This window comes from Bacteroides propionicigenes (assembly GCF_018390535.1).
Classification (GTDB): domain Bacteria; phylum Bacteroidota; class Bacteroidia; order Bacteroidales; family Bacteroidaceae; genus Bacteroides; species Bacteroides propionicigenes.
In genome coordinates this window covers 36,774-58,260 of sequence record NZ_JAHBBW010000011.1, presented here as the reverse complement: position 1 = coordinate 58,260, position 21,487 = coordinate 36,774, and the positions used below count along the sequence as shown (strand labels likewise).

General features: G+C 49.2%; 17 protein-coding genes. 4 read left to right on the top strand and 13 right to left on the bottom strand.

Annotated elements, in window-relative coordinates; translation table 11 throughout:
- The first annotated feature begins 2 nt into the window (after nt 1-2).
- On the top strand, nt 3-1,247 hold the full coding sequence (locus KG118_RS13285) for an ABC transporter permease (protein ID WP_117712430.1): 1,245 nt from the start codon (nt 3-5) through the stop codon (nt 1,245-1,247).
- Between the two features lie 6 nt (nt 1,248-1,253).
- On the opposite strand, the gene KG118_RS13280 is transcribed toward KG118_RS13285, so the two are convergent.
- The 8 genes from KG118_RS13280 to KG118_RS13245 form a co-directional block, all read right to left on the bottom strand.
- Nucleotides 1,254-2,426: a glycosyltransferase gene (locus KG118_RS13280; RefSeq protein ID WP_117712431.1), complete on the bottom strand. Its 1,173-nt coding sequence runs from the start codon at nt 2,424-2,426 to the stop codon at nt 1,254-1,256.
- A gap of 58 nt (nt 2,427-2,484) precedes the next feature.
- Entirely contained in the window at nt 2,485-3,138 is a 654-nt protein-coding gene (gene bioD / locus KG118_RS13275) for a dethiobiotin synthase (RefSeq protein WP_117712434.1), read from the bottom strand.
- Nucleotides 3,139-3,184: 46 nt separating this feature from the next.
- On the bottom strand, nt 3,185-4,033 hold the full coding sequence (gene bioC / locus KG118_RS13270) for a malonyl-ACP O-methyltransferase BioC (protein WP_117712528.1): 849 nt from the start codon (nt 4,031-4,033) through the stop codon (nt 3,185-3,187).
- Between the two features lie 16 nt (nt 4,034-4,049).
- Nucleotides 4,050-4,820, bottom strand: a complete 771-nt coding sequence (locus KG118_RS13265; protein ID WP_117712437.1) for a pimeloyl-ACP methyl esterase BioG family protein — start codon at nt 4,818-4,820, stop codon at nt 4,050-4,052.
- Nucleotides 4,821-4,860: 40 nt separating this feature from the next.
- Nucleotides 4,861-6,024, bottom strand: a complete 1,164-nt coding sequence (locus tag KG118_RS13260) for an 8-amino-7-oxononanoate synthase (protein WP_117712439.1) — start codon at nt 6,022-6,024, stop codon at nt 4,861-4,863.
- Nucleotides 6,025-6,068: 44 nt separating this feature from the next.
- Nucleotides 6,069-8,303: an adenosylmethionine--8-amino-7-oxononanoate transaminase gene (bioA, locus tag KG118_RS13255; protein ID WP_233514910.1), complete on the bottom strand. Its 2,235-nt coding sequence runs from the start codon at nt 8,301-8,303 to the stop codon at nt 6,069-6,071.
- 238 nt (nt 8,304-8,541) lie between these two features.
- A complete protein-coding gene (nrdG, locus tag KG118_RS13250; protein ID WP_117712444.1) occupies nt 8,542-9,042 on the bottom strand; it encodes an anaerobic ribonucleoside-triphosphate reductase activating protein in 501 nt (166 codons plus the stop codon).
- Between the two features lie 12 nt (nt 9,043-9,054).
- Entirely contained in the window at nt 9,055-11,271 is a 2,217-nt protein-coding gene (locus tag KG118_RS13245; RefSeq protein WP_117712447.1) for an anaerobic ribonucleoside triphosphate reductase, read from the bottom strand.
- Nucleotides 11,272-11,635: 364 nt separating this feature from the next.
- On the opposite strand from KG118_RS13245, the gene KG118_RS13240 reads away from it, so the two are divergent.
- Nucleotides 11,636-12,604, top strand: coding sequence for a uroporphyrinogen decarboxylase/cobalamine-independent methonine synthase family protein (locus tag KG118_RS13240; protein ID WP_117712449.1), 969 nt, complete (start codon nt 11,636-11,638; stop codon nt 12,602-12,604).
- Between the two features lie 330 nt (nt 12,605-12,934).
- Here KG118_RS13240 and KG118_RS13235 read toward each other — a convergent pair whose 3' ends face one another.
- The 5 genes from KG118_RS13235 to KG118_RS13215 form a co-directional block, all read right to left on the bottom strand.
- Complete coding sequence (locus KG118_RS13235) at nt 12,935-14,035, bottom strand: redoxin domain-containing protein (RefSeq protein ID WP_117712530.1); 1,101 nt, start codon at nt 14,033-14,035, stop codon at nt 12,935-12,937.
- A gap of 126 nt (nt 14,036-14,161) precedes the next feature.
- Nucleotides 14,162-14,719 (bottom strand): 30S ribosomal protein S16, encoded by a 558-nt coding sequence (locus KG118_RS13230; RefSeq protein WP_117712451.1) that lies wholly within the window; start codon nt 14,717-14,719, stop codon nt 14,162-14,164.
- Between the two features lie 135 nt (nt 14,720-14,854).
- A complete protein-coding gene (locus KG118_RS13225; RefSeq protein ID WP_117712453.1) occupies nt 14,855-16,165 on the bottom strand; it encodes a Na+/H+ antiporter NhaC family protein in 1,311 nt (436 codons plus the stop codon).
- Nucleotide 16,166: 1 nt separating this feature from the next.
- Nucleotides 16,167-17,657, bottom strand: coding sequence for a UxaA family hydrolase (locus KG118_RS13220; protein WP_117712455.1), 1,491 nt, complete (start codon nt 17,655-17,657; stop codon nt 16,167-16,169).
- A gap of 203 nt (nt 17,658-17,860) precedes the next feature.
- Nucleotides 17,861-18,937, bottom strand: coding sequence for a LacI family DNA-binding transcriptional regulator (locus KG118_RS13215; protein WP_233514908.1), 1,077 nt, complete (start codon nt 18,935-18,937; stop codon nt 17,861-17,863).
- Nucleotides 18,938-19,170: 233 nt separating this feature from the next.
- Between KG118_RS13215 and KG118_RS13210 the strand changes: the two genes are divergently transcribed.
- Nucleotides 19,171-20,196: a sugar kinase gene (locus KG118_RS13210; RefSeq protein WP_117712457.1), complete on the top strand. Its 1,026-nt coding sequence runs from the start codon at nt 19,171-19,173 to the stop codon at nt 20,194-20,196.
- A gap of 102 nt (nt 20,197-20,298) precedes the next feature.
- Entirely contained in the window at nt 20,299-20,967 is a 669-nt protein-coding gene (locus KG118_RS13205) for a bifunctional 4-hydroxy-2-oxoglutarate aldolase/2-dehydro-3-deoxy-phosphogluconate aldolase (protein ID WP_117712458.1), read from the top strand.
- The last annotated feature ends 520 nt before the right edge of the window (nt 20,968-21,487 follow it).

Below are 21,487 nucleotides of genomic sequence, written 5' to 3'. Positions count from 1 at the left end.
AGATGTCTTTATCCTTATTTCTCGCTCATCGTATTTACAGCGAAGGTGATATCGGAAAACAAGTTTCCCGTCCTGCCGTACTGATAGCAACTGCCGGTGTTGCTATCGGGTTGGCGGTAATGATTATTGCCGTGTCGGTGATAATCGGTTTCAAGAGCGAGGTGCGCGATAAGATAATAGGGTTCGGCTCTCATATCCAGATTAGCAATGCGGATGCGGCGCGTTCCTTTGAAACCCGCCCTATAGCTGTGACGGACAGTATGATTGCTGCCCTCATAGATAATCCTGAGGTGAAGCAAGTGCAGCGCTATTCCACAAAGCCGGGTATGATAAAGACAGCCGATGCTTTTCAGGGGATGGTGTTGAAAGGGATAGGACCTGAATATGACATCTCTTTCTTTCGCCGCCATTTGGTAGAGGGAGAGTTTCCTCAGTTCAGCGACTCGGCTTCCACCAATCGTGTAGTCATTTCGAAGGTGATAGCCGATAAAATGAAGCTGAAACTTGGTGATAAAATAGATACCTATTATATACAGGATGATGTACGCGCCCGTCGTTTGACGATTGTCGGCATCTATCAGACAAACTTTTCCGAATACGATAATCTGTTCCTTCTTACCGATTTGTGTTTGGTGAACCGTCTGAACAAATGGAAGTCCGACCAAGTGAGCGGAGTGGAACTGGAACTGCATGATTACGACAAACTGGAAGAAACAACCTACCGGATATCTGATGAAGTAAGTCGACAGCCAGACCCTTACGGTGCAGAATACTGTGTGCTGAATGTGGAGCAACTCAATCCGCAGATTTTTGCATGGTTGGGCATTCTGGACGTCAATATATGGGTTATCCTTATTCTGATGATAGGAGTTGCCGGCTTTACAATGGTTTCTGGACTGTTGATAATTATCATTGAACGTACTTCGATGATTGGTGTTCTGAAATCTCTTGGCGCTAATAATTTCACTATCCGCAAACTATTCCTTTGGTTGGCAGTGTTCCTTATCGGAAAGGGTATGTTGTGGGGCAATGCGATAGGGTTGGCATTCTATTTTATCCAGAAATGGTCAGGGTTATTCCGGCTCGATCCGGAAACTTACTATATGGATACTGTTCCCGTTTCTTTCAATATCTGGATTTTCTTGTTACTGAACGTTGGCACGCTGTTAGCTTCACTTATCATGTTGCTGGGGCCGTCATATCTTATCACGCGCATTCATCCGGCAAATTCCATGCGTTACGAGTAAATAAATCTACTTCCTCAGAAATCCGCTTTTCTTTCTAAACAGGCAATAGAGTTTCCAACGAAGAGATTGCAGAGGTTGAAGCACATCAAATACAGGCAGCGACCAATAGTATCTGCGTTGGTCGTTCAAATCCTTTGCGGTCTTGTTGATGATGATTGCCTGTAATACGAAGCGGAGTATCCATAAAAGAGGTGCAATACCGGCTGCCAACCAGTGGTAGTTCAGTATGCCTGTCACAAGCATAGCCGGCCATGATACATAGAATGCCAGACGGGTAGTGGTTTCCAATCCAGCCAACCATCGTTGTGCGCCATGATAGAGCCGGGCGGTAGATGCGTAACTTATCTTTTCCTCACGCCAGTCCTTAGTGCGGAGTACGGGTTGCATACGCACGATGGCATCTGCATCTGTTTCTACGCGAGTATTCTCGGCAGTAGCTATATGGTTGATAAACAAATCGTCGTCACCGCGTTGGAGATTGAGATGTGCGGAGAAACCTTTCTCCCGGTAGAATACTTCCTTGCGGTAGGCAAGGTTACGCCCGATACCCATATAGGGGCTGCCTGCAAGTGCAAAGCCGAGATAGCGCATGGAAGTGAAAAGATTGTCGAATGCTACCCGCTTGTGCAACCAGCCTTTGCCGCGTTCGTAGCCGCTATATCCCAGAACAACTTGCGTACGTGAGGTGAAGTTGCGTGCCAGCAGACGCAGCCATTGGTTACTTTGCGGGCAACAATTGGCTTCGGTAAAGACGAGCCAGTCATATTTGCTTGCTTTGATGCCGAGGGTTACGGCAAGTTTCTTCCTACTGATATAGCGGGAAGAGTCGGGAACGAAACTATGATAGAGATGTGGATATTTCTCTTCCAGCAGGGTCAGGTAATCCTCGCTTTCATCCGTATTGCCATCGTTGATAACAATCACTTCAAACTGCGGATAGTCCTGTTCAAGAATAGCGGTCAGGTTGCGGCGCAGGTTCTCGGATTCTTCCCGGGCGCAGATAATGACCGATACAGGGGGGAACTCTTGTGAGAAGTGTACATTGTTCCGTTTTACGGCACGATTACGTAAATGAATACGGTTGTACAGACAAAAGTAATAAAGGGCTTGAATAATAAAAAGAGTTCCCGTCGCTGCGAGCAATATCTTTTCAGTTGTATCGAATGTAAATGCTTCCATGTGTCGTATGACGTTTTATAACGTGCAAAGTTACAAAATTCACCACAGATTACATGGTTTAAGGCTGATTATTTATTTCCGGTACTACCTCAAACTTCGTTCCGGGGAAATGTTTGGAGAGATAGTCCCGTATGTACTGCATCGTGTCGTTTTGTATGGTCTTGTCCTCTACCGTGGGATAAAGGTTGTACAATACCGTATCAAGTATAATTCCCCGATGCTTAATGGCTTCCAAACTCAGTAAAGTATGATTGATGCTGCCCAATTTCCCGGATGTAACGAAAATAAGCGGGTAGTTCTTCTCGGCAACGTAGTCAATGGTGAGGTATTCTTCAGTCAAAGGAACCATGAGACCGCCGGCTCCTTCCACCAGTACGATGTCGTAACGGCGGGCAAGTTCCTGTGTGGCATGCTCTATTTTGCAGAAGTCGATAGGGCGGTTGTCAATGCGTGCCGCAAGGTGGGGAGAGCAGGGATAGGAAAAGATTTCGGGCATGGTGAGTCCTTCTTCATCTTCGGGCAGATAGCCTGTACCCATGATACGGCGGTGCAGGTCGATGTCTTCGGAATGACCGGTGTTTCCGGTTTGAATAAACTTTTGAGTGATTACAAGCTGCCCGTTTTGGGATAGCTGTTTGGCATACCAAGCGGTGCAATAGCTTTTTCCGGCATCGGTATCAATGCCGCTGATGAAATAGATAGCTGGTTTCATACTTCTTTATATCTTATATGAATGGTTAAACATAGGTAGTTGTACTTTAATTCTTTTTCTTTTTGGCAATCACATAAATCGGGTGATAAGTCAACGAAACGCTATGGTCTGCATTGCCACACATTCGGATATACTCATTGCAGAAGTTTTGCAGGTGCCCGCGAGTCCAAATTCTCTTTTCGGTGCCGGTCACTCCGGTTTGTTTAAGGTGCTGCAACACTTCGAGCGGAGTATCGAAAGGCAGGGAGACAATCTCTTCTCCGGCGTAAAGGATTTCGAAATGGGGTGATAGCAAAGCTTGCAGATTTTCAAGAGGCAGATACTCCAGCCCATGTCCTGTCAGAGTATGAATTTCTTGCATATTTTTCTTGCCGAATGTACTGAATGCAAGAATACCGTCGTCAGATAAAAAACGGTGGCATCGGGCGAAGAAACGTTTCGTGTCGGCAAACCATTGCAGCGTGGAGCAAGAAGTAATCAAGTCCGTTCCTTGTGGAAAATCGAGGACTTCCGCATCACAGGGCAGGAAGCTGACATAGCCTTTACTGTTCTGATTGAAAATATCCTTTATACATTCTTCCATTTCGGGACACAGGTCGTTGAGCAGCAGAGTTTCCGGTTGCAGGGTATGGAGCAGCAAGCGGGAATAGCATCCCGTGCCGCATCCGAATTCCGCGATATGGCGAAAGGGGTGGATGTTGCGGAGGCGGCTTTGTGCAGGGTCGGTACTGTTATGCACGGCGGTAGCAGCACCGGTGTGCTCCATTAGCAGGCGCAGCATCTTTTCCGCTACTTGTTGCTGCACGCGGGCTTCACGGCTGTATGTATTTCGTGCATGGGCAAAGCGCTTGGCAACGAGCGCTTTGTCAACGGATTGAATGGCGTTGTCAGTCATTTTCTGTTGTTTCTTGTCAGATGTCCATCTTCTTAAGTTTGTATAGAAAGTCATCAACAGGCATTTCCCACATATCTTGCAGCAGAAAGCGGAACATGGCTTCGTCATAGTGTGCGCTGTCGGTCACGACTACGACACCCTCCATCGGGCCGTTGCCGTTGAGCTTCAAATTCTCAGGTGGAAATATCCGGTCGTTACTGCCGATAAAGGTATAGTCGTATTGGTATCTGTACATATCATAATACTCACTGAACTTATCCTCGGCGGCTTCGTCGTATATGTTGTTTCTTATGTCTCCACGCATCTCGAAGTATTGCTCCTGAATGAGTCTTAACTCTTCCTTTATTTCATCGAAGTTCCGTCGGGGAGTTATTTCCATGAATGCCTTGTAAGCGTTACTGTCTTTGCACATACGGCGCAGAAATTTTTGAAGTGAGACGGGAGTAAGACCGTCAAGAGTAGCTTGATAAGTTTGCAAGGGAATGCCTTCTAAGTTATCAATGGGGTATGTACTTCCATTGAAAGCTATACTGAGAATGTTGTCCTGACGGACTTGACTGAGTATGATAGAGCCTGCCCAAACTCCCATAGACCAAGCTACCACATTTATTTGCCGATAGCGGTCGAAGATGGATTTGTCGAAATCGAGTGTGCGGTAGTCGTAGCAAATCATGTAGTCCATACCTTTGGGGAGGTATTGCTTGAAGGGAGTTTCATCCGCTGCCCAGCCGGCAAACAGCAATAACAGCTTCGGATGATTTTCGTGTATGATATAAACTTGTTTCATCGTTTTTTTTTAATGACCGATAGTGTCGGGATTATTAAGTTTAAGTATGAACGGTTAAGTGTTTTTTTAGTTCTTCTATCTCTTCTTTTCTGATTTCCGCTGTCAGCGAAAAGCGGATGCGTGACGTTCCTTCCGGCACTGTCGGCGGACGGACGGGCAGGGCATAGAAACCGTGCCGTTGCAATGCTTCCGCCCGTAGGATAGTGTCTGCGCTTGGTCCGACTACCATCGGGACGATATGGCTGGTGCTGGGGCATTCGTAGCCATGCTCCTGCAAAGCTTCGCGGAGCATTCGGCTGATATTGGCCAAATGCTCGCGCCGTTCCTGCATATCAGCCAGCCTGCGTACAACGAACAGCGTCCAGGCAATGTTTACTGGGGGCAGTCCGGTGGTGAAGATGAGAGTGCGCATATGGTTTACGAGATATTCCCGCACCACCTTTTTGCATACAATGTAGGCGCCTACGGATGCAGCCGCCTTTCCGAATGTACCGACGAGAAAGTCAACATCGCGGATGCAGCCGCCTTCCTCGGCACATCCCAATCCTTGCTTGCCGCGTACGCCAAAGGCGTGTGCTTCGTCTACATAGAGCAGTACATTGTCATATCGGTGTTTTAATTCTACTAAGGTTTGCAAATCCGCTTGGTCGCCGTCCATGCTGAAGATGCTTTCGGTGACGATGATGATTTGGCGATAGGCGGTGTGATGCTCTTTCAGCAACCGTTCCAATTGCTTCAGGTCGTTGTGGCGGTAACGGATGCACTTGGCAGCCGAAAGGCGGATACCGTCAATCAGGCTGGCATGGACGAGCTTGTCGGCAAGTATCAGCGTTTGTGCATCGCTCACGGCAGGCAGAATGCCGGTGTTGGCATGATAGCCGCTATTGAAGACCAATGCGGCTTCCGTGCCGAAAAGGTGTGACAGTTCGGCTTCCAGTTCTTCGTACACACTGAAGTTTCCCGTCAGCAGTCGGGAGGAGGAGGAGGTGGGCAGGAAGGTGTCGGGGGTGAGAGTGCGGAGGAATTCTTCGCGCAATGTACGGTCGGATGCCAGTCCCAAGTAGTCGTTGGACGACAGGTTCAGCATTCGTTTACCGCTCACGATGACCTCCCTTCCGTCGTGCACCATTTCGGGCAGGCGGCGCAGATTGCTGTGCGCTTCAAGGAGTTGCAGCTCTTGCTGCATTTCATGTATTGTGTTCATTTTCGGATTATCGTTCTTGATGTAAATTAAATTTCAATACTTACTTATTTCATTTCTTCTACAATCTTAATCAACCCTTTTGTCAGAGTGCTGAGCTGTTCCGGTTCAATGATGAACGGAGGCATCAGATAAACCAGCCTGCCGAACGGACGTACCCAGATGCCTTCTTCTACGAATCGTCGTTGCATCCATGCCATATCTACCGGTTTTCGGGTTTCTATGACACCGATGGCTCCGAGTATCCGCACATCGGCTACTTGCGGCAGTTGCCGTGCGGGTTCCAGTTCTCGCTTTAACTGCGCTTCGATACGTGCCACTTTCTTCTGCCAATTATATTCGGGAGATGTGAGCAAGCCCACCGATGCGCAGGCTACGGCACACGCCAGCGGGTTTCCCATGAAGGTAGGTCCGTGCATAAAGGCTCCCGGAGCATGATTCGAGATACTGTCTGCCACTTCGTTGGTTGCCAGTACGGCGGAAAGCGTCATGTAGCCGTCCGTCATAGCCTTGCCTATGCACATGATGTCCGGCTCTACTCCTGCGTGCTCCCATGCAAACAGCTTTCCGGTACGTCCGAACCCTGTTGCTATTTCATCAAAGACAAGCAGCAGACCGTGCTTCCGGCATAGCTTTGCCGCTTCGCGCAGATACTGCGGATGATAGAACCACATTCCGCCCGCACCCTGCACTATCGGTTCCAGTATCAGGGCTGCCAGTTCATCGTCATGCTGTTCTATGATTTCTTTCAGCGGGAGAATGTCTTCCGGATTCCATTCTCCGTCGAACCGTGAGCGGGGTTGCGGAACAAAATACCGCACAGGCAATGCCGAGCCGAACAGTGAGTGCATCCCCGTCACCGGGTCGCATACCGACATGGCATTCCATGTATCTCCGTGATAGCCGCTTCGTATGGTAACAAAATTGTTTTTCTTTGCCTTGCCTTTGGCATACCAATACTGCACTGCCATTTTCAGAGCCACTTCCACGGCAACCGAGCCTGAATCTGCATAGAATATCTTCTGCATGGAAGGCGGTGCTAACGGCAGCAGCAGTTTTCCCAGTTCGATGGCGGGATCGTGCGTCAGTCCTCCGAACATGACGTGCGACATTTTGCCGAGCTGCTCCGTTGCCGCCCGGTTCAGTACCGGATGATTATAGCCGTGTACGGCGCACCACCAAGAGGACATTCCCTCTATCAATGTCTGTCCGCTTTCCAGCGTAATCGTAGCTCCGTCCGCTTGCTTCACCTTATATACAGGCAGAGGATTGGTGGTCGAAGTATAAGGATGCCACAGATGCTCGCGGTCGAACTGCGAACCGCAAAACTCATACCCGGCTTCTTCTATCAGTTTCTTGTCTTCGGAAACTTTAGAGCCGAGTGTAGTCAGCAAGTCGCCCACGATGGCCGAATTGATACCTATATAAAGAGACTTTTTCACCGCCTCCTTGCTTAGTTGCGAACGCCCGCCGGCAAAACGGAGGTAGGCGGTGGGATTAATGAAGCGGAAGAGGGCGATTGTAACCAGTACTTCTTCTTCCGTCAGCGGCGGACGGTTTTCCAGCGGAGTGCCCGGAATGGGACTGAGCAAATTGATGGGGATGGACTGCACTCCCAGTTCTTTCAGTGTAAAAGCAAATTCAATGCGTTGCTCCATACTTTCGCCCATGCCTATGATGCCGCCGCTGCAGATGTCCATACCTGCGTTGCGGGCAGCTTGCAGCGTACGCAGTTTGTCCTCTTGCGTGTGCGTGCTGCACAGGGTGGGGAAGAAGGAAGGGGCTGTTTCCAGGTTGCAATGGTAGCGTGTGATGCCGGCATCGTGCAGGTCGCGCAACTCTTTTTCGTTCAATAGTCCCAGGGAAGCGCACAACTGTATGGAGGAGTGGCGGCGCATATGGCGTGCCGTATCGCAAAGTTGTTCCATCTGTCGGGAAGAGGGTTTTCGGCCGCTGGTGACGAGGGAGAAACGGTTGATGTCCTGCCGTTCATTGTATTGCGCCTGTTTGAGGCATTCTTCTGCGGGGAGCAGGTCGTAGATGTCGGCCTTGGTGTGGTAGTGGGCTGATTGTGCGCACCATTTGCAGTTTTCGGGGCAACGTCCCGACTTGGCGTTGATGATGGAGCACATATCAAACTCGCGCTGTGCGCACTTTGTGGTAATCTCGTGTGCAGCGGCATAAAGCGCTTCACGGTCGGCGGTATTCGCCAGCCAGGCGGCTTGGTCGGGCGATATGTCTATGCCTGCCAATACCCGGGCTTTCAATTCGTCAATAGTCATGGTATGAATAAAATAGGGGATAGTCTGCACCGCATCTTGTTTCCGCAGCGAGCTGTCGGCAACGTTCTTGCGCAGGCAGCCGATGGTGACACATTTGCCTATACTGGCAAATGCGGCATAAGCCTTCCTGCTCCAACGGCGGAAGCGTATCGTCTGTCTGTAAAATTGTTTTTGTTTCACGGTTGCAGTATCTCGTTATAGATTTTTTTAGCGGCTACAAATGTAGAAAAAATATTCATTAAATGCCCGGATTGTACCGGTAACTTACAATTTCGTTTGCTTTCAGTGAAGCCTGCACATCAATCAGCCGTTGGTTTCTGCTGCCACGGAAGTAGAGGTCTTCGTCGCGCAGCTCTTTCTTGAATTTGCCGTCCACCAGTACGTCGATATACTCCAGCAGTTTAGCTTGTCGGGGATTGCGCAACAATGATTCAAAGGTGTATCCGGTGTAGCACCAGATGTTTTTCCGGCTTTGCTTCTTGATGGCGTGTGCCAGTTCGGTGAAGCCTTCGGGTTGATACATCGGGTCGCCCCCGCTGAAGGTTACGTCTGCAAAGTTATCGGCAAGCACCTTTTGCAGTATTTCATCGGTACTCATCCAGCGTCCGCGGTTGATGTCCCACGACTCCGGATTGTGGCAGCCCGGACATCCGTTGGGACATCCGGCTGCATAGATGGCGGTACGGAAACCGGGACCGTCCACCGTAGTATCTTCTAATATGTCGAGAATGGAAAGCATTGTTTAAATTCTTCATTCTTCATTTCCATGTACTACTCTGTCGTTCAGTTCGGCAAGTTTGGCTTGGTTCCAGCGGTCGGTGGTTCCCACCAAGTAGCCGGTGATGCGTTGCAGTTTATCGATATGGGTGCTGCCGCATTTGGGGCAAGCCTCCAAGTCGGCGGTAGAGTTTTCGTACCCGCATTCCAGACAGCGGTTGCGGTTATGGTTCACCGAGCCGTAGCCTATGTTGTACCGGTCCATCATATCCACTACGCGCATAATGACTTCGGGGTTGTGGGTGGCATCGCCGTCCATCTCCACATAGAAGATGTGTCCGCCGCGGGTCAGGTCGTGGTAGGGGGCTTCGATTTCCGCTTTATGGCGGGCGCTGCACTTGTAGTACACGGGCACGTGGTTGGAGTTGGTGTAGTAATCACGGTCCGTAATGCCCGGTAAGCAGCCGAATTTCTTGCGGTCTACACGTGTGAACTTGCCCGACAGACCCTCGGCGGGGGTGGCCAGCACGCTGTAGTTATGCTGGTATCGGTCGGAGAACTGGTTGGCGCGGTCGCGCATATAAGTTACGATTTTTATTCCCAGTTCCTGAGCCTCTTCCGACTCTCCGTGGTGCTTGCCCAAAAGCGCCACCAGACATTCTGCCAGACCGATGAAACCGATGCCCAGCGTACCTTGGTTGATTACGGACGAAATGTCATCGTTCGGTTTTAGTTTGTCGCAGCCTATCCACAAAGCGGACATCAACAGAGGGAACTGTTTGGCAAATGCCGTTTTTTGGAACTCCATACGTTCGTGAAGCTGGCGTGCGGTGGTGTCGAGCATGGCATCCAGCTTGGCAAAGAAGCGGGCGATGCGTTGCTCCTTGTCCGCTATGTCCATGCACTCTATGGCAAGGCGGACAATGTTGATGGTAGAGAAAGAAATGTTTCCGCGTCCGATGGATGTTTTCGGGCCGAAACGGTTTTCAAACACACGTGTGCGGCATCCCATGGTGGCAACCTCGTGCTCATAGCGTTTGGGGTCGTCGGCTTTCCAGTCGTCGCTTCGGTTAAAGGTGGCGTCCAAGTTCAGGAAGTTCGGGAAGAAACGGCGTGCGGTGACTTTGCAGGCGAGTTGGTAGAGGTCGTAGTTGCGGTCTTCGGGCAGGTAGCTTACGCCGCGTTTCTTTTTCCATATCTGAATGGGGAAGATGGCCGTTTCACCGTTTCCCACACCCTGATAAGTGCTTTTCAGCAGTTCGCGGATGATGCAGCGGCCCTCGGCGGAGGTGTCCGTTCCGTAGTTGATGGAGCTGAACACCACTTGGTTTCCGCCGCGCGAGTGTATCGTGTTCATGTTGTGGATGAACGCTTCCATAGACTGGTGCACGCGGGCTACGGTCTTGTTTACGGCGTGCTGGACGATGCGGCGATCATCGGTCAGTCCGTCCAGCGGGTGTTGCAGATAATCCGTCAGTTCCTTCCGGTAGAGATGCGAATAATCCTTGCCGTTCAGTTCCTCCAGATTCTTTATCTCTTCGATATAGCTGTTGCGCACGTAGGGAGCGAGGTAGAAGTCGAATGCGGGAATGGCCTGTCCGCCGTGCATCTCGTTCTGGGCGGTTTCCAGTGAGATACATCCCAAGATGCTGGCTGTCTCGATGCGTTTTGCCGGGCGCGATTCTCCATGCCCGGCAGAGAAACCGTACGTAAGGATGCGGTCCAGCGGATGCTGTACGCACGTCAGGCTCTTGGTGGGGTAATAATCCTTGTCGTGGATGTGCAGGTAGTTGTGGCTGACGGCATCCAGCACTTCCTCGCTCAGAAGATAGTCGTCCACAAACGGTTTGGTGGTTTCGCTGGCAAATTTCATCATCATGCCTGCCGGTGTGTCGGCATTCATGTTGGCGTTTTCGCGGGTGATGTCGTTGGATTTGATGTTGATGATTTCCAAGAACATATCGCGTGTCTTTGCCTTGCGGGCAATGCTGCGTTGGTTGCGGTAGGCGATGTACTTTTGGGCGACATCCTTGCGGCTGCTTTTCATCAGTTCCATTTCCACCAAATCCTGAATGGCTTCCACCGTCATTTGGGCATCGCCTTTAAAGGAGATGTGGTCGGTGATTTGGCGTATCAGCTGCATATCTTCCCCCTTGTCGGTATGGAGCATGGCTTTGCGGATGGCAGTTACTATTTTCTCTTCGTTGAAGCCGACGACGCGTCCGTCACGCTTGAGTACCGTTTGTATCATAATTGATAGTATTTTTAGATTTTAATAATAGGGATTAATTGCGAAACAAAGGTATTACAGTTTTCTTTATGTTTTCACTTTTGGAAAACTTTTGTTGGATTAAAAATGGTTAATCTACTGATAATCAAATATAGTCTTTTGTAGAATGGAAAACTTTCTGTTTTTCAGATTGTCTTTAGTTGTACGTTATTGGTAATTTTGTATGCCATTGTGTGTCAATCTATTTCAAGACGGACAATGAGAAATAGGGATTTCACTTGCTGTTTTTTCAAATACTTTGGCTATATTTGCTACTCTTTGTCATTCGCGAGATGTGGCAAAGTCTTGAATTTCTAATTATTATCAGGTAAAAAGGAGTGTGAATATGGGAAAGATATTTCCACCTTTCAAGGTCGATATTGCAGGTACATTGTGTGTACCTTCTGCGTTGCAGGATGCAAGGAAGGAATATAAAGACGGGCAAATCAGCCTGCAAGCATTGCGAGCCGTAGAAGATGCGGAGATTCGTAATTTGATGGAGCGTTTGAGGTCGGAAGGCATAAAGGTAGTAACGGACGGCGGTTTTCGGAGCTATGATTTTTTGGAAGGCTGGGAGGGAGTCCGCTGTAAAAGCGATGCCGATTCTTCGTCCGATGGCCGGCTGGAGGTGACAGGCAGGATCGGTTTGCTTCATCATCCGGTTCTGGAAGATTTTGCGTTTCTGGCACAGAACGCTGCGGAAGACGTGCTGCCCAAACAGCATATGCCTTCGCCCGGCAAGCTGTTGATGCGTATTCTCCGCGAAACGGAAGCCGAGTGTTTGAAGTCTGTTTATCCGGACTTGAATGTATTGCTGGATGATTTGGCTGTGGCTTATAGGACGTTGTTGGAAGGGCTTTATGAGGCAGGTTGCCGCTATGTGCAGTTTGAGGGCATCAAGTCCATGCTGACCGATGAAGCCGCCCGTCTCAACAACCGGGTGTTGCGCGAGCGTCCCGAAGGCTTGTTCGTGGCTTTCCATGCCGCAACGGACATGCTGATACGGCTGCATGGCGCGGATGCCTATTTCTTGAATTATGATTGCGGAATTTGCGACCGCAGCCGCCTGTTGTGGTTTGTACACGAGCGGGAAGCGGTTTTCGGCTTCGTGCTCTCTTATTATCCCGATGAAGAGGAGCTGGATGAATTGCAGGCAAAAATAGAAGAAGTCCTGAATTATATACCCGTAAAGCACTTGACGCTCTGTCTGCCCGATGCGGACAATCTTCTTAATCCCTCGGCGGAGGACGAAGCAAAACAGTGGAAAACAGTGGAGCTGGGCAAGGATATGGCAGACCGTATCTTCTCTGTCTGAACACGAGTCCGAGCACGCACGTCATCGAGTCCGAGCACGCACGCCACTGCGTCCAAGCACACACTTCGGTGTCTCTGAGCACGCACGTTGTGACTGTTGAGCTGCGTGGTTTCGGTCGTTGAGCTGCGTGGTTGCAAAACAACAAAGGATATGTTAAAGCCCGAATTGGCACATCATTCTGTCATTCAGAGGAGCTTGCGACGAAGAATCTCCTCCCTTATATGTAAGGAGAAGAGATTCTTCACTCCGTTCAGAATGACAGAATGATGTGCCAATTCGGGCTTCAGCACACCCTTTGTCCTATACTCTTACCGGCTCTTTGCTTCTTACTTACTTGAGCACCTCAGCCAGCTTTTCTTGCAGTTCCTCGCCATGCAGGCCGCGTGCAAGGATAATTCCGTCACCGTCAATCAGTACAGTATGCGGAATGCTACTTACGGCATACAACTTGGCGCCTTCGCAGTTCCAGTATTTCAGGTCGGACATTTGCGGCCAAGTGATGTTCAGTTTCTTGATGGCTTCCTTCCAAGAGTCGCCGCTTTGGTCTAAGGAAACGCCGACGATTTCGAAATTCTTATTCTTGTACTTGGCATAGGCTTCCACCAGATTCGGCATTTCGCGGCGGCAGGGTCCGCACCAGCTTGCCCAGAAGTCTACGAGCACGGTTTTGCCCTTTCCTACGTAGTCGGACAGTTTTACGGTCTTGCCTTCGGGAGTCTGCATTTCAAAGTCCGTAAACTTCTTGCCTACGGCAGTAGCTTTCATTTTTTCTACGTTCTCCTTGATGCGGATGATGGTTTCGTCGTTGCTGTATGTTGCGGGAATTTGCGACATCAGCGGGTCAAGCTCTTCCACGTCCATGTAGTAATGGTTCTTCTTGAGCAGGAATACTCCTACCGTATTATCGATGTTTCGCTTGATTCCCTCTTTGGCGACGGTGACATATTGTTCCTCCAAGTCATTCATCTGCTTGGCTTTGGCTTCGCGTTGTTCATCCGTCAGGATGGTGTCGGACATGGACTGGTAGATGACGTTCATCTGTCTGTTCAGTTCGTTTTGCTTGTCACGGATGCCTTGGTAGATGTCGTTGTTGGCTGTACCGGTGGCGGAGTCGCCTTCACCGGAAGTCAGTTTGATGTTGATTTTTCCGTTTTCAAGGAAGAAGTCTATCAGCACACCTTCTTTTCCGGAGGGTTGGCACGTGATATATCGGTTGACTGCGCTGTCCTGCGTTCCCTTGAAGGTGAAGGTTCCGTTGGTGATGACTGCGGAATCGAGTTTTACGAGTTGGCGGCCTTCTACGGTTTGCAGATAAACGGTGTCGCCATCGGTTGCACCTTCTACTGTTCCGGTTACGGTGTAACCTTTGTTTCCGCTGTTACAGGCTGCAAATATGGCAGCGACAGCGAGCAGGTAAGTTAATTTTTTCATTGCTTTTTTCATTAAATAAATAATTTGTAGCGGCAAAGATAATAATAAAAAATCCCCATCGGTGCAACCAATGAGGATTTTATGTTTTTTGTCCCTTTTTCACAAGGGGGGGGCTGTGCTTCTTTTTTATTCAGCAGCAGCTTCTGCAGCGGGAGCTTCTTCGGCAGGAGCTTCAGTGGCTTCTGTTTCTGCAGGTGCTTCGGCAGCGGCCTTAGCAGCTTCTTCAGCAGCTTTCTTTTCAGCCAAAGCCTTAGCTTTCACTTCGTTTACTTTCTTTTCAGCTTCCAGACGTGCTTTGGCTTCAGCCTTCTTAGCTTCTTCGTCTTTTGCTTTCAGAGCAGCCAAACCGCTTTGTTTGTTGTTCTTCCATGCTTCGAATTTAGCTTCAGCTTCAGCTTCGCCGAATGCGCCTTTTGTTACACCGCCAAGGAGGTGTTTCTTCATGTAAACGCCTTCACGAGAGAGGATGTTGCGAACAGTGTCGGTAGGTTGTGCACCTTTCAATACCCAGTCAAGTGCGCGGTCAAATTTCAAATCTACTGTGGCAGGATTGGTGTTAGGATTGTAAGTACCAATCTTCTCAATAAATTTACCATCACGTGGTGCTCTTACGTCTGCAATTACGATAGAGTAGAAAGCGTAGCTTTTACGTCCATGTCTTTGCAATCTGATTTTTGTTGCCATTTAATTAAAATGTTTTTAGTTAATGATTTGAATTATGCTACTAACTCGTAATAGCGGGTGCAAAGGTAGGATAATATTTTGGATTTTGAATCATGAATGATGAATTATTTGCTTTCATCCCCCATTCTTCATTCTTCACTCCCCTCCCGAATATCTCCTCGGATACCTCATTAATATGGCAAGTATGGCGAAGGCGCCCATGCAGAACGGATAGTACAGGTTGCCTATGATGCTGAGGGGCGAAATGCTTGCCAGCCCTGCGGCTATCAGCATTTGCGCGCCGTAGGGGATGATGCCTTGAATGAGGCAGGAGAATGTATCGAGTATGCTTGCCGTTTTCCGGCGGTCCAGATGGAAGCGTTTGGCTATATCTTTGGCGATGGGCCCGGTGGTGATGATGGCGATGGTGTTGTTGGCGGTGCAAAGATTGGCGACGCTTACCAGTGCGGCTATGCTCAGTTCCGCGCCCCGCTTGCCGGTGACGTGGCGGGTGAGGCGGGCGATGATGAAGTCTATGCCGCCGTTGTAGCGGATTGTTTCCAGCATTCCGCCTGCCAGCAGGGTGATGATGATAAGTTCGCCCATGCCGGTGATGCCCGTTCCCATGGCGCCGAACCAGTCGAAGAAGCCCGTTCCGGTGAACAGTCCGATGATGCCGGTAGAGAAGATGCCGAGCAGCAGTACGAGCATCACGTTCATTCCGGCTATTGCCGTACCCAGTACGATGAGGTAGGGGATTACCTTTATCCATTCAATCTCCTGTATCTGCGGAGCGGCGGAGAGGGACAGCCCTTGAAAGATGTAGATGCCCAATACAATCAGTGCGGCAGGTACTACAATCATAAAGTTCACTTTAAACTTGTCCCGCATCACGCAGTCCTGCGTCTTGGTAGATGCAATCGTGGTGTCCGATATGAACGAGAGGTTGTCTCCGAAGAACGAACCGCCCACCACGATGGCAACCATGTAGGGGAGGTCGATGCCTGTTTTCTCCGCCAGCCCCACCGCTACCGGGGTCAGTGCGACGATTGTCCCCACGCTTGTTCCGATGGACAGGGAGATGAAGCAGGCGGCAATGAAGATGCCCGCCAGCAGCAGGTTGTCCGGAAGGATGTGCAGGGTCAGGTTCACCGTGGCGTCGATAGCCCCCATCTGCTTGGCGCTTTGGGCAAAGGCTCCGGCAAGCACGAATATCCATATCATCAGCAATATGTTCTTGTTGCCTGCGCCCACGGAGAACTGGTAGATGCGCTGTTCCAGTTTCAGCCCCCGCGTGATGGCGATGGCATAGCAGGACGACAGCAGGAACGCCACCGTAATCGGCACTTTATAGAAATCGTTTACAAGCAGTGAGGTGATGAGGTATAGGCAAAGGAATACGGCCAGCGGACTCAGCGACCGCCAGCCTCCCTTTTGTTTGTGAGAAGTATTTGTATCTGCCGACATACTACAAAGTCACCCCTGTCTTGAAGATGGCGATTTCCTTATACCCTTTCTTCTCGTTGTTCACAAACTCGCCGCTTGCCACGCGGATAATGTAGTCGATGAACCGTTCGCAAGTCTTCTCCATCGGTTCGTTTTCGAGGATGACACCTGCGTTGAAGTCAATCCAGCCCGGTTTGTTCTTGGCGAGGGTGGAGTTGGTGGAAATCTTCATGGTCGGCACATAAGTTCCGAAGGGCGTTCCGCGTCCGGTGGTGAACAGTACCATGTGGCATCCGCATGAAGCGAGGGCGGTAGCTGCAACCAAGTCATTGCCCGGTGCGGAAAGCAGGTTCAGACCCTTTACTTTCAGGCGCTCGCCGTAGGGGAGCACGCCGTCCACGTAGCTCTTGCCGCACTTCTGCGTACATCCCAAAGCTTTGTCTTCCAATGTGGAGATGCCGCCCGCCTTGTTGCCCGGAGACGGGTTTTCGCCTACCGGTTCGCCATGTGAGAGGAAATATTCCTTGAAGTCGTTAATCAGTTTCACAGTTTCTTCAAACAGCTCCTTGTTGCGGCAGCGGTTCATCAGGATTGTTTCGGCGCCGAACATTTCGGGCACTTCCGTCAGTACGCTCGTACCTCCCTGCGCAATGAGGAAGTCGGAGAACATACCCAGCAGCGGATTGGCGGTGATGCCGGAGAAACCGTCGGAACCGCCGCATTTCAAACCTACGCGCAGTTCGCTCAGGGGCACGTCCACGCGTTCGTCCTTGCTTGCTTTCCCGTAGAGTTCGCGCAGCAGCTTCATGCCTTCTTCGTATTCATCGCCCACTTTCTGCGTCACCATGAATTTTACGCGGTCGGAGTCATATTCACCCAAAAACTCGCGGAACACGTCCGGCTGGTTGTTCTCGCAGCCCAGACCCACCACAAGCACTGCACCTGCATTGGGGTGCAGCACCATGTCGCGCAAGATTTTCTTGGTGTTCTCGTGGTCGTCGCCCAACTGCGAACAGCCGTAATTGTGCGGAAACGCCATGATTGCATCCACGCCTTTGCCGTCCGTTTCACGGCGCAGCCCTTCCGCCAGTTGGTTGACGATGCCGTTTACGCAGCCCACTGTGGGGATAATCCATATCTCGTTGCGCACACCCACGTCACCGTTTTTGCGGCGGTAACCTTTGAATGTCAGGTTCTTGTGCGGGATGTCCAGACTTACTGCGGTAGGGTTGTAGGTGTATTCCAGCAAGCCGGCAAGGTTGGTTTGGATATTGTTTTCGTTCATCCAGTCTCCTTGCTTCTTTGCGGTGCGGGCATGGCCGATGGGATAGCCGTACTTAATCACATTTTCGCCTTCCGCAAAGTCCTTCAGGGCGAATTTGTGTCCGGCAGGTACCTCCTCGTTCAGGATAATTTCCTTGCCGTCTACTATAAGTTTTTCACCTGCCGGCAGTGCAACAATGGCCACCGCAACATTATCGGCAGGGTTAATTTTCAAATACTTTGTTTCCATATACTGTGTTTTTTTTAATTAGTTTTGTTCAATTGTTGCCTTATCACTATATTGCTTTTAAGTAAATGTGCATAATTAGTTTATACTATCTGTCATTCAGAGCGTAGCGAAGAATCTCTTCTCTTAATGCACACGCAGAGAGTAGATTCTTCGCTACGCTCTGAATGACAGATGCACTGTATGGCATAAACCGTTTTTCCCTTCTATTTGTTATAATAATATTCGATATTCTCTTTCGTCAGCAAGTCAATCGGCATGAAGTTCTCCCTTGCGATTTCTTTTTTCAGAATCAGGTAATCACACAGAGCTTTGATGCCGTCAAATCCCTGCAAGGTAGGTTGCTGGGCGATGAGGAAGAAGATGCTTCCCTGTTTCAGGCAGTCCACGTTGCGTTGCAGCAAGTCATAGCCCATGAGGTTGAAGTCCGTCTTTTGATGCTTCTGCAGATACTCTCCGATGATGTACGCTTTGGAGTTGAAGGTGATGCCGTTCTTCAGGGTAGGGTGGGCCCGGAAGAAATCATCCAGCATTTGTGCATCCTCGCCGTCGCGTTTGGCATGGAGGTCCAGTTCCCAGATGCGGCACGAGGGATGATGTTCGCGCATATATTCTCGGAATCCCACCTCCCTCCGTTCCTGTTGGTTGGAGCCGACGATGCCCTCGTTTATCTTGCGGAAGATGACGATTTCCTGTGCATCCTCGCCGGCAAGCAGCATCAGCATACGTGCGGCAAAGTATCCGCTTTGGTGCGAATTCTGCCCGAAGAAAGAGAGGGCGGGAGCTTCCTTGATATTGGAGTCTATATATATATAAGGTATATTCAGTTCTTCAAGCTGATTGGTGAAAGGCGTGGTATATTGCGGGGCGGTGGGGGCAAACATCACGCCATCGGGCTTCAGCTCCACGATGTCGCGGGCTGCCCGGGCAAAGGAGCGGTAGTCGTAGGGGTCGTAGTACGACAGTTTCACGGTGATGTTGAAGTCCGAGTAAGTGGTCAGCGCTTCGTGTATGCCGTTTTCCACTTCCGTCCAATATTCGCCGGTGTCGTGTTGGGGCAGCAGGCAGGCAAACGCATACTTTTTGTTGGATGCCAGTGCGCTGGCGTACATATTAGGCTGGTAGTTCAGCTTCTCCAAGATTTCCTCCACCCTTTTGCGGCTGGCTTCCGACACTCCGCTACGCCCGTGTAGAACGCGGTCTACGGTTCCCACCGACACGTCAGCCATCTTGGCAATGTCCTTGATTCTTATTCTTTCCGGTGTATTCATGGGTTTGTTCATCGTTTTTTTGTGCTCGTACACAATAATAATCTAAATATTTTCGACACAAATATATAACAATTTTTGTAATTACGAAAATTGTTGTATCTTTGTGCCCGCACACGAAAGCTATGAAGAACAAACCCCGTTTTCGTTTACTCTGCATAGAATCAAGTGTTTAAGCTCTAAATGAGGGCTGATATGACAATTTGAAAGAAACAATTTAATCATATATTTAATAAAAACATAGAATTATGGGAAAGAAAGTCGTTACATTAGGTGAGATTATGTTGAGACTGTCCACTCCGGGCAACACTCGTTTTGTACAGTCCGATTCTTTTGATGTAGTATATGGTGGCGGTGAAGCCAACGTTGCAGTCAGCTGCGCCAACTACGGTCATGATGCTTACTTTGTAACCAAATTGCCGAAACACGAAATCGGTCAGTCGGCAGTGAACGCTTTGCGCAAGTACGGTGTAAAGACAGACTTCATTGCACGTGGCGGCGACCGCGTAGGTATCTATTATCTGGAAACAGGTGCGTCTATGCGTCCCAGCAAGGTGATTTATGACCGAGCTCATTCTTCAATCGCCGAAGCCGATGCGGCAGATTTCGATTTCGACGCTATCATGGAAGGTGCAGACTGGTTCCACTGGTCAGGCATCACTCCCGCTATCTCTGACAAGGCTGCCGAACTTACCCGTCTGGCATGCGAAGCTGCCAAGCGTCATGGTGTTACGGTGTCTGTAGACCTTAACTTCCGTAAGAAACTTTGGACAAAAGAAAAAGCCCAGTCCATCATGAAACCGTTGATGCAATTCGTAGACGTTTGCATCGGCAACGAAGAAGACGCCGAACTCTGCCTCGGTTTCAAGCCCGATGCTGACGTAGAAGGCGGTAAGACAGATGCAGAAGGCTACAAAGGCATCTTCAAGGCAATGGCCAAAGAATTCGGTTTCAAATATGTAATCTCTACTCTGCGTGAATCATTCTCCGCAACCCACAACGGCTGGAAAGCAATGATTTACAACGGCGAAGAGTTCTACGAATCAAAACGTTACGACATCAATCCTATCATCGACCGTGTAGGTGGCGGTGACTCCTTCTCAGGCGGTATCATCCACGGTTTGCTGACGAAGCCCAACCAAGGCGCTGCCCTCGAATTTGCCGTAGCAGCTTCTGCCTTGAAGCACACTATCAACGGTGACTTCAACCTCGTTTCTGTTGAAGAAGTAGAAGCATTGGCAGGCGGAGACGCAAGCGGTCGTGTTCAACGATAAGTAAACGATAAGAGTAAATATAAAATAATAGTTCTCGTGTACTAAGTACAATTATCCGTATGGCAATTTGTACATTGTACATTGTAATTTGTAGATAAATCAATGGCAAAATTTGATAAGATATCCGTATTGAACAAGATTGGTTCAACCGGTATGGTTCCTGTATTCTACCACAAAGATGCAGAAGTAGCAAAGAAAGTAGTGAAAGCTTGTTATGAGGGTGGCGTTCGTGCATTCGAGTTTACCAACCGCGGTGATTTCGCTCACGAAGTATTTGCGGAAGTAGTAAAATACGCAGCCAAAGAATGTCCCGAAATGGCAATGGGTGTAGGTTCTATCGTAGACCCTGCCACAGCTGCATTGTATCTGCAATTGGGCGCAAACTTCATTGTAGGTCCGTTGTTCAACCCCGAAATCGCAAAAATCTGCAACCGTCGTCTGGTAGCCTATACTCCGGGATGCGGAAGCGTTTCAGAAGTGGGTTTCGCACAGGAAGCAGGTTGCGATCTCTGCAAGATATTCCCCGGTGACGTGCTGGGTGCAAAGCTTGTAAAAGGCCTGTTGGCTCCGATGCCGTGGTCCAAGCTGATGGTAACCGGCGGTGTGGAACCGACACAGGAAAACCTGACCTCTTGGATAAAGGCAGGCGTATTCTGCGTAGGCATGGGTTCCAAGCTCTTCCCGGGTGACAAAGTAGCTGCCGAAGACTGGACATATGTTACGGAAAAATGCAAAGAAGCTCTGGCATACATTGCGGAAGCAAGAAAATAATCGCATTATATTTCATTTTGTTTAAAGGTGTTTAAAGGGGACAACCATCAAAGTGCTATGGCACTTTGGTGGTTTGTTTTGTTTATAAGTGTAAAATGGACGCTTAATCTCTAAAACAATGTTATAAGGCATACACTTTTTCCTCCTGTTGTTTGCGAACACGGAAAAAACACTTACCTTTGCAATGCAATTGAGAAATTGCATTTAACAATAAAAAATGAGTTTTCAGTAAAGGTAATTAGTTAAGAGGTAAAAAGATTGAATTAATTCATAGTTTTGATTTTTGGATTGAAAATAGGTAATTAGAAAAAGGTAAAAGTTAAACATTAATGTTGTTAGTAGGTATTTGAAGTTTGTTTTTTTAGAGGTAAAAAGAAAGATTGATTTTCGGGTAACAATTAGATGCAAGTAAAAAAGAAAAGCCTTTAGGCTTTTCTTACACGAGGCGAGGGGTTCGAGAGAGCTTGCTCGTTTTTTTATTTTTACCTTTTTTGTGCATTTGGAACAATCTATTCCCCTT